Origin of the sequence: Rossellomorea aquimaris, from assembly GCF_003315075.1 — a bacterium.
In the GTDB taxonomy this organism is placed as follows: domain Bacteria; phylum Bacillota; class Bacilli; order Bacillales; family Bacillaceae_B; genus Rossellomorea; species Rossellomorea aquimaris_C.
The window spans coordinates 1-17,338 of sequence record NZ_QNRJ01000001.1 but is presented as its reverse complement, the minus strand read 5'-3'; the positions used below and the strand labels follow the sequence as shown (position 1 = coordinate 17,338).

At 43.4% G+C, this 17,338-nt stretch carries 11 protein-coding genes; 1 reads left to right on the top strand and 10 read right to left on the bottom strand.

The window, feature by feature from the left end; translation table 11 throughout:
* Nucleotides 1-518: 518 nt before the first annotated feature.
* From DET59_RS00055 to DET59_RS00015, 9 genes are all read right to left on the bottom strand, one after another.
* Nucleotides 519-4,871 (bottom strand): S8 family serine peptidase, encoded by a 4,353-nt coding sequence (locus DET59_RS00055; protein ID WP_113967520.1) that lies wholly within the window; start codon nt 4,869-4,871, stop codon nt 519-521.
* Between the two features lie 512 nt (nt 4,872-5,383).
* Complete coding sequence (locus DET59_RS00050; protein ID WP_113967518.1) at nt 5,384-6,703, bottom strand: dihydrolipoamide acetyltransferase family protein; 1,320 nt, start codon at nt 6,701-6,703, stop codon at nt 5,384-5,386.
* A 47-nt stretch (nt 6,704-6,750) separates the two neighbouring features.
* Entirely contained in the window at nt 6,751-7,734 is a 984-nt protein-coding gene (locus DET59_RS00045) for an alpha-ketoacid dehydrogenase subunit beta (protein ID WP_113967516.1), read from the bottom strand.
* A 14-nt stretch (nt 7,735-7,748) separates the two neighbouring features.
* Nucleotides 7,749-8,747, bottom strand: coding sequence for a thiamine pyrophosphate-dependent dehydrogenase E1 component subunit alpha (locus DET59_RS00040; RefSeq protein ID WP_113967514.1), 999 nt, complete (start codon nt 8,745-8,747; stop codon nt 7,749-7,751).
* A 220-nt stretch (nt 8,748-8,967) separates the two neighbouring features.
* The gene (gene lpdA / locus DET59_RS00035; protein ID WP_113967512.1) at nt 8,968-10,392 is read right to left on the bottom strand and encodes a dihydrolipoyl dehydrogenase; all 1,425 of its coding nucleotides are present in this window, start codon (nt 10,390-10,392) and stop codon (nt 8,968-8,970) included.
* A gap of 19 nt (nt 10,393-10,411) precedes the next feature.
* Nucleotides 10,412-11,533: a butyrate kinase gene (gene buk, locus DET59_RS00030; RefSeq protein ID WP_181778004.1), complete on the bottom strand. Its 1,122-nt coding sequence runs from the start codon at nt 11,531-11,533 to the stop codon at nt 10,412-10,414.
* Between the two features lie 136 nt (nt 11,534-11,669).
* Nucleotides 11,670-12,767 (bottom strand): branched-chain amino acid dehydrogenase, encoded by a 1,098-nt coding sequence (gene bcd, locus DET59_RS00025; RefSeq protein WP_113967509.1) that lies wholly within the window; start codon nt 12,765-12,767, stop codon nt 11,670-11,672.
* A gap of 39 nt (nt 12,768-12,806) precedes the next feature.
* On the bottom strand, nt 12,807-13,715 hold the full coding sequence (gene yqiS / locus DET59_RS00020; protein WP_113967507.1) for a phosphate butyryltransferase: 909 nt from the start codon (nt 13,713-13,715) through the stop codon (nt 12,807-12,809).
* A 136-nt stretch (nt 13,716-13,851) separates the two neighbouring features.
* Complete coding sequence (locus tag DET59_RS00015) at nt 13,852-15,921, bottom strand: sigma-54 interaction domain-containing protein (RefSeq protein ID WP_113968007.1); 2,070 nt, start codon at nt 15,919-15,921, stop codon at nt 13,852-13,854.
* A 134-nt stretch (nt 15,922-16,055) separates the two neighbouring features.
* On the opposite strand from DET59_RS00015, the gene DET59_RS00010 reads away from it, so the two are divergent.
* Nucleotides 16,056-16,295 (top strand): DUF2627 domain-containing protein, encoded by a 240-nt coding sequence (locus DET59_RS00010; protein ID WP_113968006.1) that lies wholly within the window; start codon nt 16,056-16,058, stop codon nt 16,293-16,295.
* Between the two features lie 14 nt (nt 16,296-16,309).
* Here the strand turns inward: DET59_RS00010 and DET59_RS00005 are convergent, their stop codons facing one another.
* Complete coding sequence (locus DET59_RS00005) at nt 16,310-17,044, bottom strand: glycerophosphodiester phosphodiesterase (RefSeq protein ID WP_113967505.1); 735 nt, start codon at nt 17,042-17,044, stop codon at nt 16,310-16,312.
* Nucleotides 17,045-17,338: the final 294 nt, after the last annotated feature.

Genomic DNA, 17,338 nt, shown 5'->3' with positions numbered 1-17,338 from the left:
GCCTATGCTGGATGGTGAGGGGAACTACTCCGCTTGCAGCTAGCGTTCGGCCGAGCCTCCTCAGCTTAGCCGAACCGGGTCTCGGCACGCCCGTACTTCCGCAGGAGTCTGCGCAGTTCCCCTCACCATCTTTAACAGTATTTTCATGACAGAGCTTCAAAGTGTGCTAGAAAAAAGTGTAACTAAAAAAAAAGAATTCTTCTTCCTTAAAAGGAATATCAATCTCTACTTACCTTAAATGAGATTGTTTGCTAAAATTCTTGTTTTAATTATTTTCCATTAAGGATTCATGCTCAGAAAGTTGATTGTAGCGGAAGGATGCTCGACTCCTGCGGGAATAGCTGGACAGGTGAGACCCCGGAGGCGCAGCCGAGGAGGCTCACCGCCAGCCCCGCGGAAAGCGAGCATCCTGTAGCGGAAATCAACTATTACTTTCTCTTCTACAATAAGCAACAATCTTTGCGAAAAGAGCCAAAAAGAAAGAAGAGTCGACGGGTCGACTCTTCTTTCTTTAAGGTTTATTTTTTTGTATTGATATACAATTTACCTTCTGCACGTTTTGTTGTGACATTTCCATAATCATCGGAAATCTTCACTTCAATAAGTGCTCCAGGTGCTTTTACATTTGAAGTGGCTGTATAGTAACCGACGTAGTGACCTTCTGATGTTTCCATCATTGGAAGCTCATTTGCGTTTGTTACTTGGGATCCGGCATTTGTCAGTGGCATTTGGATGACAAATGTGGCATCTAAACCAGGCTCACTGTCAAATTCGATTTTAACCGATTCACCCTTCTTCAGCTCTTTATCTTCAGCAGGAAGAAGATTTTCAACTGCGATGTCACCAAATTTTGCAAAGACTGTTACTCTTTGTTTCTTTTTGTTTCCAGCTTTATCTTTCGCTACTACCTGGATGACATTTTCTCCTTCATTCAGAAGCAGTCTATGACTGAACTTTCCATCACTTACAGAAGCTTTCTCGCCGTTTACTTTTACCCAAGCAAGGTTTTCATCGACAATCGTCCCTTCTACGGTGATGGCTTCACGATTCGTTTTCATGCCTTCTTTCGGAGACGTGATGGCAAGCTCAGGCTTCACTTGATCAAGGGTGATGATTACAGGCTCAGATGGTCCTGTCATCCCTTGTTCGGTTGCTGCTTTCGCTGTAATCGAATTCTCTCCATCATGTAATGAAACATCTGCAGAGAAGGTACCATCTTCCGTCGTCTCTGCAGTTGCCACTTCGTCGTCACCATTAAAGAGGTGAACCGTTGTGGTCGGGGCAGAAGTCCCTTCAACCGTAACCGAATCTTGATTAGTGAATGATCCATCTTTCGGTGATGTGATTCGTGCAACAGTGACTTCATAATTCACTGTTGCACGAATCATATAGTTCCCTTCATCTTCTGGTGCTTGTGACCATGCACCTCCAACGAATTGCCAGCTTCTCGCTGCATATTCCCCATCTTCGTCTGTTCCAAGTCCTGGTGCATTCGGATTTGGAGCTGATTGAATGTAAACCATGTAGAAGTCACCGTCTACCATGATGCCATGCTGACTTAGATCTACATGTGTCCATTCCCCGTTACGTAAAGCAGTTCCATCAAACGGTCCGGCTACTTTCTTACCAGGCGCGCCATCAGGACCAGATGCATCATAAACGGCAACTTGGAATTCTGTTCCTCCTGGAACTGGCCATTCTGTATCCCAGAAGCGGAATAAACCACCCGTAACCAATGCTGTTTCATTGCCTTCTTCAAGAGACATTTTCACAGCCCAGCCATTACCTGCATCATAGAATGCACGGGCGTTTTCAGCTGTTCCATCATCGTAACCAATTTCACCAGGATACCCGATGAAAGGCTCTAATGAAACATCGGCATTTGAGACTTCTCCACCTTCAACTGTTACAGTCATTTCCTTACTATAGTAGTAAGGTGCAACTACTTTAAGGGTGTACTCACCTTCATAAGCCTCCAGTTCATACTCACCATTTTCATTCGTTTCCACCGGCTCCACAACAGCATCTTCAAGTAAGAAGACGGTAGCTCCTTCAACCGGTTCTCCAGAAATTTCATTGGTGACTGTTCCCGTAATATTTCCTTGAGGAATTTCTTCAAGTGTAAAATTGGCGTTGGATGTTTGATCGGCTTCAATCGTTACACTCTGTGTTTCTGATCTGAAACCATAGGTTGAAGCTTGTAGCGTAAACTCACCGGCTGCATGAGTCATTTGGTACGATCCATTGGCAGGGTTCGTATATACCGAACGTCCTGTTTCCAGTACACTTACTTCTGCTTGCAATGGAAGAAGCACTGGCCCTGGTACGTTTCCTTCAACAGGAGTTTCTTTGCTTACTTGTTTAGCCATTTTGATTTTAGTCGGATTTACATTAGGTTTCTTTGAAACGGATGATGACTTCTCATCCTTCGATTTCAATCCAAGGTTCATCTTTTTAGCTGGAAGAATCGATTCTCCACTTAGCTTAACGTCATCGATATACCAGCCTTGTTTCACGACACTTCCATCAGTTGTAACATTAAATGCGATGTAGACGCGCTGACCGGCATATTGACTTAGATCCACTTCTCCGTCGATCCAGCCATCCGTATTGCCATTTACACGTAGCGCCTGTGTCCACGTCTCACCATCAGTGGATACAAATACATGACCGTAATCATAGTTTCTTTCCAGCTCATGCCACTGCTTGAATTGTAAGAAGCTATCCCCTTCAGGTAAATCGATCGGAGGCATCTGCAGCGACATGTTGGCACTGTTGTCATACGTACCATCCAGACTTGTTGCATATACCTTTTCTCCTGAAGTAGCGGCACCTGGACCATTGACAGGTACACCCCACTCCCAGCTGTTTCCTGGACCATAAGAACTCCAGCCACTTGGAGAAGTCTCAAAGTCCTGCTCATATCCAACTGTGATTCCCGGAAGAAGAGTGACAGAATAAGCATCCGTTTCTACTTCATTTCCGCCAAAGTCCCTTGCCAACCATTTATAAGTAACACTTTCTCCTCCTGTCAGTGCTTCTCCAGGAATGGTTGCCTCATAAGTTCCTGATGTATAGTCACCTGAAGATCTAGTTGCTTCAACAGATTCCCAAGCACCATCCTGATTTTGATAATGTAATGAAACATTCGTTACGCTCACATTATCACTTGCATCTGCTTGTAGTGGCAAATTCATTCCTTCGAATGCTTCACCTGGGGCTTCATGACTGATTACTGGAGCTTCAGTGTCATCCCCTTCTTTTGAAACTTGCCCTTCAACTTTTCCAATTCCGCTCATTACGGATGAAACGGCATCGAATGCGTTAACCAATCCATGACCATATCCATTATTAGGCGTTTCAGGGAAGGTACCGTCCGTCAATGGAACAGCAGTTGACATTAAGATCTCTTCCATTTCGTCAACCGTCAAACTTGCATCCACTTGTCTCAACAATGCTGCAACTGCAGAGACGTGAGGACCCGCCATTGATGTACCATTCCATCCACCTTCATAGTTACTTCCTGGTACTGAAGATCGAATATTCACTCCAGGTGCGGATATTTCAGGTTTAACTTCCTCGTAAGGAGAAGGACCTTGTAATGAGAAACTTCCTAGGTTGTCATTAATATCAGTGGCGCCCGTTGCAAATGACTCAGGGTAATTTGCAGGAGTAGCAATTGAACCAGGGCCACCAGGATTAAATAATGTTGTATTACCTGCAGAAAACTCTGGGAATATTTCGGCCGCTCTCCAGGCGTTCACCATATCCCGGTACCACTCGTCAAGACCGGCACCGCCACCCCATGAGTTGTTGACAACATCTGGAGCCATCTCCGGATGCGGGTTGCCCTCAGCATCCTTTGGAGCAAGAATCCATTCTCCCGCTTCTAATAAATCAACATCTGTTCCTCCATTAGCCGTGAATGCTTTAACAGCAATCCACTTTGCTCCCGGAGCGACGCCGATCTGATTGCTGCCGTCAGGTTCTGCACCGACCATTGTTCCTGTAACATGCGTACCGTGGCCTTGATCATCATAAGGCGCACTTTGCCCGGCTGTTGCATCAAACCAGCTAAATTCATGATCAGGGGCATCAGGATTTTGAGGGTCATACCCTCTGTACTTTTCCTGTAAAGCCGGATGATTCCATTGAACACCTGTATCAATCGATGCTACAACGGTTCCTGCTCCATCAATTCCCATATCCCAAACTGCCGGTGCACCAACCCTGTCAATATTCCATTCAATGGATGCCGGACTGTTTTGGACTTCTTTTTCTACAACGCTGGCTGAAGCTTCAGCTTTTGCCGGTTGAATGAGTTGACGCGTTTCATTCGGTAAGATTTTCTCAACTTCAGCAAATGTTGAAATTTTATCCATTACCTCTTTTGTGGAAGTAACGGCCATTCCGTTTACAACATAGAAGTCTTTTATTTCTTTGACTGCACCGGACTTCTTCTGTTTCGTTAAGTATTCTTTTACTTCTGCTTGAGATTCAAGGGCCGTGGCACGAAGCTCGGAAACGACCATATTTCGTTTCAGTAATTTTTTGCTGTTAGCAGACAGCTTCTGCTTTTTCGCTTTTTCAGCCGCCTTCTTAGCTACAGCCTTCGTATCAAGCTGCTCCTTGAACTTCACTAAGTATGTGACGTGCTTATCTTTCTTGAATTGATCCTGTAGTTTCGATGTGATCTTTGATTGTGGACTTACCTTTGCGCTTTCGCTTGCTGAAGTGGATGGCTTTTCTTTAGCCAGAGCTGATTGTGAGGTATTTGTTGCCCCTGCATTGAATGGAAACAGTAATGGGACAAACATTACTAAGGTGAGTACAATGGATAACCATCTTGCCTTACGCTTTCTACTTGTCATCTAATTCCCTCCCAGTAATTTTTGATTCCTTCGGTAAACCCGACACCTCCCTGATTCACTACTTGGTAAAAAGTAGTTGTTAAACCAAAGATACCCAACAGTAATGTAAAATGTTGTAAGTATATGTCGGATTAAATCTAAATATTCAGAAATTAATAGAAAAGTCACCCTCACGCTTATTTCATGTATGCATATAGTCACACAGATTATATAACTCCAGGAATATTTCGGATTACAATGCACATCTCATAGGGTAAAAGGTTGGGGTATCCCTACTTTTTCAGATTAAGTAAGAAATAAATGAGAGAGAAGACATAGGAGGGAATTTTATCTTGAAATCACTCGGAAAACGACCTATAAACAGTAAAGAATTTATTTACGGGATATTCTTCCAGTTATAATTCTCCATTATTTCCCGAATCCTTGGGCGTGGCATTCAGTTTTTATAATTCTTTCTATCCAGAAGCAGAAAAAAAGAAGGACTAACCACCCAGGGCCAGTCCTTGTCACTATTAATATATTGATGTGTTTTCTTTTGATGTGTTTTCTAAAATTTCTTTCACCCGCTGCAGGAATCTTCCGCATACCAATCCGTCAAGTACACGGTGATCAAGTGACATACACAGGTTCACCATATCACGAACTGCGATCATTCCGTTGTTCATGACAACTGGACGCTTCACAATCGATTCCACTTGAAGGATCGCTGCTTGAGGATAATTGATGATGCCCATCGATTGTACCGAACCAAATGACCCGGTATTGTTAACCGTAAATGTGCCTCCCTGCATATCCTGAGAAGTTAATTTACCGCTGCGGACTTTTCCGGCAAGCTCAGTAATTTCTCTTGCAATTCCTTTGATCGTCTTTTCGTCTGCATTTTTGATCACAGGCACATATAGTGCATCATCTGTGGCCACTGCAATGGAAAGATTGATGTCCTTCTTCTGAACAATCTTGTCCCCTGCCCACATAGAGTTGATTTGCGGATACTCTTTAAGGGCTTGCGCTACAGCTTTCACAAAGAATGCGAAGAATGTCAGATTAAAACCTTCACGTTGTTTGAATTCCGTTTTAAGTGAGTTTCTGTAATCAACAAGGTTTGTAACATCCACTTCCATCATTGTCCATGCGTGAGGAGCTTCATGCTTGCTGCGAACCATGTTGGATGCGATGGCTTTACGAATTCCCGAAACCGGGATTTCAATATCCCCAGGTACAACAGGAACGTTCGCTGCAGGTGCCGATTGCTTCGCCGGTTGTTGAACGGCTTGCTCTTTCACAGGCGCTTGCTGAGGAGCCGGAGCTTCAGCCTTAGGTGCCGGAGCCTCTCCTGCTTTTGGAATATTACCTGACTCAATGACCTTCTTGAGATCTTTACGAGTGATACGGCCGCCGTTTCCAGTGCCTTCCACTTGATTCAGGTCAATATCGTGCTCTTGAGATAGCTTTAATACTGCCGGGGAATACCTTGCTTTATTCCCGCTATCTTTACTTGGAGCCTTCGTTTTAGGTGCTGATTGAGGTGTTTCATCCGCTTCTTTCTTAGGCTCTTCTTTCGGAGTTTCTTCAGCAGGTGCAGAACCTTCACCTTCCACTTCAATCGAACAAATGATTTCCCCGACTTCAAGAGTGTCCCCTTCGTCAGCAATTAAATCTTTAATGGTACCCGTAAAGGATGATGGCACCTCTGCATTTACTTTATCCGTTTGAACTTCCGCAATCGGATCATATTTATTGACGGTATCACCAGGTGAAACCAACCATTTACTTATTGTACCTTCTGTAACACTTTCCCCTAGCTGAGGCATTTTCATATTTTCAATACCCAATGAGGAACCCTCCTTACTGTGTTGAGTTTAATTGGTATTTACTCTGATTAAAATTCTGCAAGTTCACGCATTGCTTTTTCAACTTTGTCCGGGTTAATCATAAAGTATTTTTCCATTGTTGGTGCATATGGCATTGAAGGAACGTCGGGACCAGCAAGGCGTTTGATTGGAGCATCAAGCTCAAATAGACAATTTTCAGCGATTATCGCAGAAACCTCACCCATGATACTTCCTTCTTTATTGTCCTCTGTCACGAGCAGAACTTTCCCTGTTTTGGATGCTGCTTCAATGATCGCTTCTTTATCTAATGGATAGATTGTACGTAAATCCAGGATGTGCGCTTCAATTCCATCTTGCGCAAGCTTTTCTGCTGCTTGAAGAGCAAAGTGAACACACAAGCCGTAAGTGATAACTGTGATGTCTTCCCCTTCACGCTTCACGTCTGCTTTTCCGATTGGAAGAGTGTAATCATCCTCGGGTACTTCTCCTTTAATGAGACGGTAAGCACGTTTGTGTTCGAAGAATAATACTGGATCTTCGTCACGGATCGCCGCTTTCAGCAAGCCTTTCACATCATATGGAGTGGAAGGCATCACGATTTTCAATCCTGGCTGGTTAGCGAAAACGGCCTCAACGGATTGTGAGTGATAAAGTGCTCCATGTACTCCACCACCATATGGAGCACGAATAACCATCGGACAGCTCCAATCATTATTCGAGCGATAACGAATACGTGAGGCTTCAGAAATGATTTGGTTCACAGCAGGCATGATAAAATCAGCGAACTGCATTTCTGCAATCGGTCTCATACCATACATGGCAGCTCCGATTCCAACTCCGGCTATAGCTGATTCTGCAAGTGGCGTATCGATGACACGTTCTTCTCCAAATTGATCATACAATCCATGAGTCGCTTTGAAAACTCCACCTTTTTTCCCTACGTCTTCTCCAAGAACGAATACTTTCTCATCACGTTCCATTTCTTCTCTAATGGCCATTGTTACGGCATCAATGTATGAAATTACTGGCATGATTGAATTCCCCCTTACTTCTCTTCTGCATAAACATACTTCATCGCTGATTCTGCTTCAGCATATGGAGCGTTTTCTGCATAATCCGTTGCTTCGTTCACGAGCTTCATAATGCGATCATTGATTTCTTTCTCAATGTCATCGTTCATAACGCCTGTTTCTTTCAGATAGGCACCAAACGTGATGATCGGATCGTTTGTTTTCGCTTTTGCCACTTCGTCAGGAGAGCGATAGCTTCGATCGTCATCATCAGAGGAGTGAGGAGTTAAACGATAAGAAACTGTTTCAACAAGGGTTGGACCTTCCCCACGACGGCCTCGATCCGCTGCTTCTTTGACCGCTTTATATACTTCGATTGGGTCATTTCCATCAACCGTGATTCCAGGCATTCCATATCCAATGGCACGATCGGACACGTTCTCACAAGCTAATTGTTTTTCAATCGGAACCGAAATCGCATATTTATTGTTTTCACACATGAAAATGACAGGAAGTTTATGTACACCTGCAAAGTTTGCGCCTTCGTGGAAATCTCCCTGATTGGAAGACCCTTCACCGAACGTCACAAACGTCACCACATCCTTCTTCTCCATTTTGCCGGCAAGAGCGATACCAACGGCATGTGGCACTTGAGTGGTTACAGGAGAAGAACCCGTTACGATATTATTTTTCTTTTGACCAAAGTGACCAGGCATTTGACGTCCACCTGAATTTGGATCTTCTGCTTTTGCAAAACCTGATAGCATCAATTCACGGGCCGTCATCCCGAATGTTAATACAACACCCATGTCACGATAGTACGGAAGTACATAATCCTTTTCACGATCTAAAGCAAATGCAGCACCAACTTGAGCCGCTTCTTGACCTTGACATGAAATAACGAATGGGATTTTACCCGAACGGTTCAGTAACCACATGCGCTCATCGATTTTTCTGGCAAGCAGCATGGTTTCATACATTTCTAATACTTTCTCATTGGAAAGGCCTAACTCTTCATGACGATTCTCTGCCATTTTATTTACCTCCTAGACAATCTAATGGTTGAAAAGGTAGAGAAGATCTCTACCTTATTATGTTTTTTAAGACGGCCAATAAGCCATCTTCGCTTTTCTATTTGTCCAGCTGCGCCTCCTTGGCCCTCGAGGTCACAATGGATAAATCCCATAAGGCAAAATACGCCTTTTGGGATTTCCCCATTGTGCTTGTCGGGCCAGAACAGTCGGCTTCGCTTTTCTATGAATGAATCGCTTTTCCATCTACAGCGAGTGCTGCTTCTCCGATCGCTTCTGAGAGGGAAGGATGAGGGTGGATGGTGTGCGCGATTTCCCATGGGGTTGCGTCCAATACTTTAGCAAGCCCCGCTTCTGAAATCATGTCTGTAACATGTGGACCAATCATGTGCACGCCCAGAATATCATCGGTATCTTTGTCTGCAATGATCTTGACGAATCCATCCGATTCACCATAAACAAGTGCTTTCCCGATAGCTCTGAAACTGAATTTCCCGGTCTTCAGGTTATATCCCTTTTCTTTCGCTTCCTGCTCCGTGATCCCTACGCTTGCAATTTCAGGATTACTGTAGATGCATTTTGAAATCAGTGAATAGTCAATGGGATGAGGCTTCTCATTCGCCATATGTTCCACTGCTGTGATTCCTTCGTGAGATGCTACATGAGCTAATTGAAGTCCACCGATGACATCCCCGATCGCGTATATATGAGATTCCTTTGTTTGGAAGAAATCATTCACTTCAATAAAGCCTTTTTCCACTTTAATATCTGTGTTCTCTAAGCCAATGCCTTCGACGTTCGCCTGTCTACCCACGGATACAAGGATCTTCTCTGCTGTAAAGGATTTTTCTTCTCCTTTATGCTCAGCTTTAATGGTGACCTCTCCGTCCCCTTTTTCTAAGGATTCAGGAAGCACCTTTGCACCTGTCACGATTTTGACGCCTTTTTTCTTCATTAAGCGCTGCATTTCTTTGGAAACTTCATGGTCTTCGGTTGGTACGATTTTATCAGCGTATTCCACAACGGTTACCTCAACATCAAAGTCAGACAGCATGGAAGCCCACTCAATACCGATGACCCCACCGCCAACGATGATGATCGATTTAGGAAGAGCTTCAAGTGAAAGCGCTTCATCCGAGGATAATACGTATTCTCCATCAATATCAAGTCCCGGTAATGAACGAGGTCTGGAACCTGTTGCGACGATCACATTCTTAGGGATCAACATTGCATTATCTTCCCCGTTGTTCATTTCAACAGAAATCGTCCCTGGCATCGGGGAGAAAATAGAAGGTCCTAAAATACGTCCAAGTCCTTCAAAGACATCGATCTTGCCTTGTTTCATCAAGTGTTGAACGCCTTTGTGAAGTTGCTCAACGATCCCGTCTTTCCTGGATTGAACTTTTGAGAAATCTAACTCTACTCCATTGATTTTCACACCAAAGTCTTCACTGTGTTTAGCTGTAGCATATACTTCAGCACTGCGAAGAAGAGCTTTACTAGGTATACATCCTTTGTGTAAGCATGTTCCCCCCAGTTTTCCTTTTTCAACGATTGCTGTTTTTAATCCAAGTTGAGAAGCACGTATGGCGGCTACATAGCCACCTGTGCCTCCCCCTAGAATGACTAAATCATATTCTTCTGCCAATCTTGAGTCCTCCTTGCTCTTATACTCTTGCTTCTTCTTTTACATTTCCAGGGTACACCTTATAGTCTTCTTCACTTCGTAAGACCCTTAATGCCCCTTCCGCAAGAGCTTGCAGTTCATTTTCTCCTGGTTGAATCACGACATCTGCTATCCAATTGATTCGATTGCTTATCGCTTTGACAAACTCTTTCCCATAAGCTAGACCCCCCGTCAACACAATGGCGTCTACTTTCCCATTAAGGACGGCACTTGCTGAGCCTATCTCTTTTGCAATTTGATACGCCATCGCATCGTACACGGCTTTGGCATTTTCATCGCCATTTTCGATCATCTTCTCTACTTTTACCGCATCGTTTGTTCCAAGATAACCGACTAAGCCACCTTGACCAACGAGTTTTTTCATGATTTCATCACGGTAATAATCACCTGAGAAGCATAGGTCAACTAAATCACCCGCTGGAACAGTACCTGCTCTTTCAGGACTGAATGGGCCATCGCCATGTAAACCATTATTCACATCCACCACTTTCCCATTTCGGTGGGCACCGACGGTAATTCCACCACCCATATGAGTGATGATCAGGTTTAGGTCCTCATATTTCTTTCCGAGTTCCTTTGCGACTCTTCTTGCTACCGCTTTCTGATTTAACGCATGGAAAATACTCTTTCTTTCAATGAGTGAAAATCCTGAAACCCGGGCAAGTGATTGTAGCTCGTCCACCACCACTGGGTCGACAATATAAGATGGAATGTTCAATCCAGAGGCAATTTCAAACGCTAAAATCCCACCAAGGTTTGAAGCATGCTGACCCGAGAATCCTTCTTTAAGATCCTTGAGCATTTCATCATTCACTAAGTATGTGCCACCTTCTATCGGTCTAAGAAGGCCCCCACGGCCACAAACAGCACTTAGTTTTGAAATGTTGATCCCTTCTTCATCTAACGTCTGAAGAATGGTATCTTTTCTGAATTCATACTGATCGATAATAGTTGGAAATTCATTAATCTTTTCTGTATCATGACGAATCGTCTTTTCAAAGATAGATCGATCATCATCGAAAACACCTATTTTGGTTGATGTCGATCCAGGGTTAATGACTAATATTCGATATTTATTCTCTTGCACTGTTGTTACCTCCATTTGGGTAGCTATTATTGTAATGTTTGTACGTAGAATTTTTCCCCTATGATAGATAACCCCTTAATCTGTTCGATGTTCGCATTAACAGGGAAGAAACGCTCTACTCTTGTTAGAAGTAAAGCGTTTTTTCTTCTAATTATCCACGTCTGCTTAAAATATGTTGACCATTTTGTAAGAACTGGCTTCTTGAACGGCGCATTTTCTCGATTCTTTCTTCCGCCATACGATCAGCAGCTACGTAAGTTGGAACATTATCACGTTTAGCGATCTCAATAACCCGCTCAACGTTGTTGTACACTTGCTCCACTTTTTTCATCGCTCTTTCACTATTGTAGCCGTATAATTCATCCGCCACGTTGATGACTCCACCTGCATTGATGACATAGTCAGGTGCATAAACGATACCCATTTCATGGATCGCGTCACCATGACGAGTTTCTTTTAATTGGTTATTCGCAGCCCCTGCAATGACTTTTGCTTTTAGCTGTGGAATGGTTTCGTCGTTGATGATCGCTCCTAATGCACATGGGGCAAAGATGTCACATTCAACTCCATAAATTTCGTTGATATCAACAGCTTTTGCTCCGAATTCGTCTACAGCACGTTGAACAGCTTCTTTATTGATATCTGTAACGATCAGATTTGCTCCTTCTTCGTGAAGATGGCGGCACATATTGTACGCAACATTACCGATTCCTTGAACAGCGATTGTTTTCCCTTCCAGTGAATCTGTTCCAAAGGCTTCTTTCGCTGCAGCTTTAATTCCACGGTATACTCCATAGGCCGTAACAGGAGAAGGGTTACCTGAAGAACCAAAGGCTGGTGAGATACCTGTTACATAATCTGTTTCTTCATGGATCAAGTCCATATCAGCAACGGTAGTACCAACATCTTCTGCAGTAATATAACGACCGTTTAATCCTTGGATGTAGCGTCCAAACGCACGGAACATTTCTTCATTCTTATCTTTGCGTGGGTCACCGATGATAACCGTTTTCCCTCCACCTAAGTTAAGCCCTGCAGCTGCATTCTTGTACGTCATTCCTTTGGCAAGACGCAGAGCATCTTCAATCGCTGCTTCTTCAGATTCGTATGTCCACATACGGGTTCCTCCAAGTGCAGGCCCAAGTGTAGTATCATGAATGGCGATGATCGCTTTTAACCCTGATGCTTCATCTTGACAGAATACCAATTGCTCATAATCATATTGTTCCATATAGCTGAAAATTTTCATTTTTATTTCCCCCTAAAGTCTAATTATGTTTAATGTTTCTTATTTATTTGAAGCAGAGCATATAGCCAGTGCCAATGAATATAACTTGCTTTCTGCACTGTCTGCTCTGGATGTTAACACAATGGGTGCTTTTGCTCCCGCAATCACAGCCCCGACTTTCGCTTTTGCGAAGTAGATCAGGGACTTGTAAAGAGCATTACCCGTTTCGATATTCGGAACAAGCAGGATATCAGCTTGTCCTGCGACTTCACTTTCAATCCCTTTATGTTCAGCAGCATGATGGGAAACTGCATTATCAAGGGCTAACGGTCCGTCGACGGCACAATTACGGATCTGACCTCTTTGATTCATCATCGTAAGGGAAGCGGCATCCACTGTTGCCTGCATGGCCGGATTCACTACTTCAACCGCGGCTATCGGGGCAACTTTCGGATGGATGACACCGATTGATCGGGCAATCCCAACGGCATTTTCAATAATTTGCGCTTTTTGCTGCAAATCAGGTGCAATGTTCATAGCTGCATCCGTTATTAATGTCAATCTATCGAACCCAGCCACCTCAAAAGCTGCAACATGTGATAATACATTACCTGTACGGAGTCCCCACTCTTTATTTAACACTGCCTTTAAAATGACAGCAGTAGGAACATTTCCTTTCATTAAAGCACTTGCTTCGTTTTCCTTTACAGCCTTCACAGCAAGTTCCGCTGCTTTCTGTGGAGAAAAAGCGTGCTTGATTTTAATGTTGCCGTGTGACCGAAGCTGTGGCGCGACCTCTTCTAAAAGAGACAGAATTTCTTCTTTATCACCAAACAATAAAAATTCGGCCATATTCTTTTCAACTGCCATTGCGACAGCCCCAAGGACTTCTTTATCTTCTGCAGCTGCGACCGCTACAGTGGAATTTTCTATCTGGGTTGCTTTTTCCACCAAAGATTGTAGATTCATGTATGTCGTTTCAACCCCTTTTTTCTGTTATTATGTTCCCATTAAACTATATGCAAGAACCGTGCCAACTTTTGAAGTGTTGAAAACGCTTCATTTCCAAATATTTAACCATGCAACTTTCTTCATACTACGCAAATTATTTCATGCTAGTTATTTCAATGTTATATTTTTCAATTTTGTAATACAAATTTCGAACTGAAACATTTAACGCTTTGGCTGCTGCCGTTTTGTTACCATTATTCTGCTCTAAAACCTTCTGAATTATATTTTTTTCATAGTGTTCTACTTGAGTGGCCAAATCTTTGAGGCTTCCTGATGGATCGGCCGCAACCTCTTTAAGATGCCTCTTTGATGTATTCTCCAGCTGAGGTAAATGCTTGCCGGCAATCATTACTTCATTGTAATTCATAAAGATGATCGCTCGACCCAATACATTCTCAAGCTCTCTGACATTCCCTGGCCAATGGTAATTCATTAACTTGTTCATCGCTTCTTCAGTAACTCCTTCAACATTTCTGCCGTAATCCTGGTTGATCTTGGTGATCAGGGTTTCAGAAATGAGCGGAATATCTGATTTACGATGTCTCAGTGGAGGTATTTGAATGGGCATTCGGTTGAGCCGGTAGTAAAGATCTTCTCTGAAAGAACCGTCAGCGATTCCTTTTTCCAAATTCACATTCGTCGCCGCAATGACCCGGACATTAATCTGGATGGATTTTGTCCCCCCAACCCGAACAATTTCGCTCTCCTGCAGGACCCTCAGTAACTTGGCTTGAGTGTTGGCGCTCAACTCCCCAATTTCATCCAGGAATATGCTGCCATTATTGGCTTCTTCAAATAATCCTCGTTTGCCTCCCCGCTTTGCTCCAGAAAAGGCACCTTCTTCATATCCAAATAATTCACTTTCCAATAGATTCTCCGATAATGCAGCACAATTGACCCGCAGGAATTTGTTGAACTTTCGATCACTCGCATTATGTATCGCGTGTGCAAATAATTCTTTTCCCGTACCGGATTCACCCCTAAGAAGAACAGTGGCAGGCGTTTTCGCCCCCAATTTCGCTTGTTCTACGGCAATCATCATTTCCTCTGAGTCCCCGATGATGTCTTCGAACATATACTTCGCTTCAAGGGTCCGAATGATTCTTCTCGCACGATCCAACTCCTGGGTGAGTGACTGAATCTCAGACATATCATGGATGACACCGACACTCCCTTTGAGCTTATTGTTCACTATGATAGGAGCTACGTTAACGATCACTTCTTTCCGTTTTGGACCGACCCGCATTCTTGTTCCCCTGATGGCCCTTCTTGTTTGAAGGACTTTTAAGTGAATACTCTCCCCTTCGGAAATATCTGCTGTCGCCGGTTTTCCGATTACTTCTTCTTGGGTGAGCCCTGTGATTCGTGTATAAGCAGGGTTTATCAGTATTCCTTTCCCCTCTTCATCGACTACAGAAATGGCATCATCGCTGGAATGAATGATAGCCTCAAGCATGGTCTGGATTTCTTTGAGGTTCGTTATTTCCTCGGCAAGATTCACGACCTCCGTGATGTCTTTAAATACAGAAAAAGCACCGATGATCTCATCATTGTCGGTAATCATCGGAATCCGATTGGAGATGATCTTCAGCCCATTATCCAACACCACTTCTTGATTGGTTTCAGTACGCCGTGTTTCCATCGTGGTGGTTAATTTACTCTCGGGAATCACGTCAGAGATATGCATCCCGATAACGTCTTCCTGATCTTTCCCAATCATCCGCTCTGCGCTTTTATTATAGAGCATCACATTTCCTTGATCATCAATCCCGACCATACCATCATCAGTCGAGTTAAAAATAAGATCTCTTTTAAACGACTCACTTGTTAATTGATGAATGAGATTTTCCTTATCTTCGAGAAGCTTTGAGATAAGAAAGGCAACACTGCCTGGAATAATGACTGTATTCTTCCCCCGCATGTCTCTTATATCTTCAAACACTTTTTGTTCACCGGTCACTTCAATGACGATATCAACAGTATCATTCAGGAATTGTCGCCAATCAGTACCAACTGGTATCCCCATCTCTTTAGCCAACAATATACCTGAAGCGTTTTCATTTAGGTCTATAACTGCAATCACTTTCATGACGGAAGCTTCGTGGAGGATTTTTAAAATCGCCGTTCCACCTTTACCCCCACCGACAATTAGAACCTCTTGCAACATTTTTCACCCCGACTATCAATACCTGCAATTTTTTTCACAACCATAATGTTACACTACTTTTCTAAACTTGACAATTTTCTAGTTGGAGTTAGAATTTTAGTATGGAAGCGAAAAAAGGAGTTATGCACCTCATGGTCCGACTAATTGCCCTTATTATAATGTTGATTCCCGGCGCACTTGCTGCACTGGGGATTAAATTGATGAGAGATATGTTATTTGGTATTCTGCAGTCACCCATTCCTTATTTATGGCTGCAATTCGTGATCGGTTTGCTATTCTTTATTTGCGGTCTCGGTTTTATTGCGGGATTTGTTCTGCACCGTGATCGAAAGCGCAATAAAGTACAGTCCCGATTCACGAAAAAAAGCTAGCGTAGTTTTCTACGCTAGCTTTTTTTATGATTCCTTAACTTCAATGCCCGATCAGGAAAGTCCGTCACAATCCCTGAACAGCCGATACTGAGAAGTCTCTCCATCTGATCCACCTTATTTACCGTATAGGGCCTGACAGCTATCCCGTTTTTCATGGCTTCTATAATGATCTCATCGGGGGCAGCCTTTAAATTGGGATGTATCGCTTTCGCCCTGATGGACCTGGCATAAATCCAGGGCATATATAGACCCGATGAGTACAATGGAGCAATTTCAACTGCAGGCTCCAATCGGTAGCAGGCCACGATCGAATAGTGATTAAAGGAAGAAATGATGATTCGATCCTCAAACCCAAACTCCCTAATCAATCCGATCACTTTTTCTTCCAAGCCCTGATAGTCTATAATGCTGTTTTTCAATTCAATATTACAAAGCATTTCATTGCCCTTTAACCACTGAAATACCTCTCTCAATGAGGGTACACGATTTTTTTTGAACAACTTACTTTTAAATTTGAAATTCGCCTGCAGCTTTTGAATTTCCTTACACGTATAGTCTTTGACAAACCCTTTCCCATTGGTTGTGCGATCAACCGTTTCATCATGAATGACGACGATTTCTCCATCTTTGGTTAGCTGAACATCTAATTCAATACCGTCCGCCCCTACTCTTTCGGCTTCATAAAATGCGTCCATCGTATTTTCCGGGTGAGTCCCGGCTGAGCCCCGGTGTGCAAAGATTAGCGTCATGAGTGCACTCCCTTTTCTTAAGATAATCTATTCCTGTATGTACATTCTTTATCTTCCTTGTGAATGTTTGTCTACTCCCATTATATACTTATTTTAAATCTCCTCAAAGGATGAAACCTTTATAAAAAGGCTCTTTTCGCAAAGATTGTTATTTTCTAGCATAGAATCTGCCAGGGCTCTGTCAACCAGGTTTATGCTAGATGGTGAGGGGAACTGCTCCGCTTTCCGCGGACGTTCGGCCGAGCCTCCTCAGCTTCGCTTCCGGGGTCTCGGCACGACCGTACTTCCGCAGGA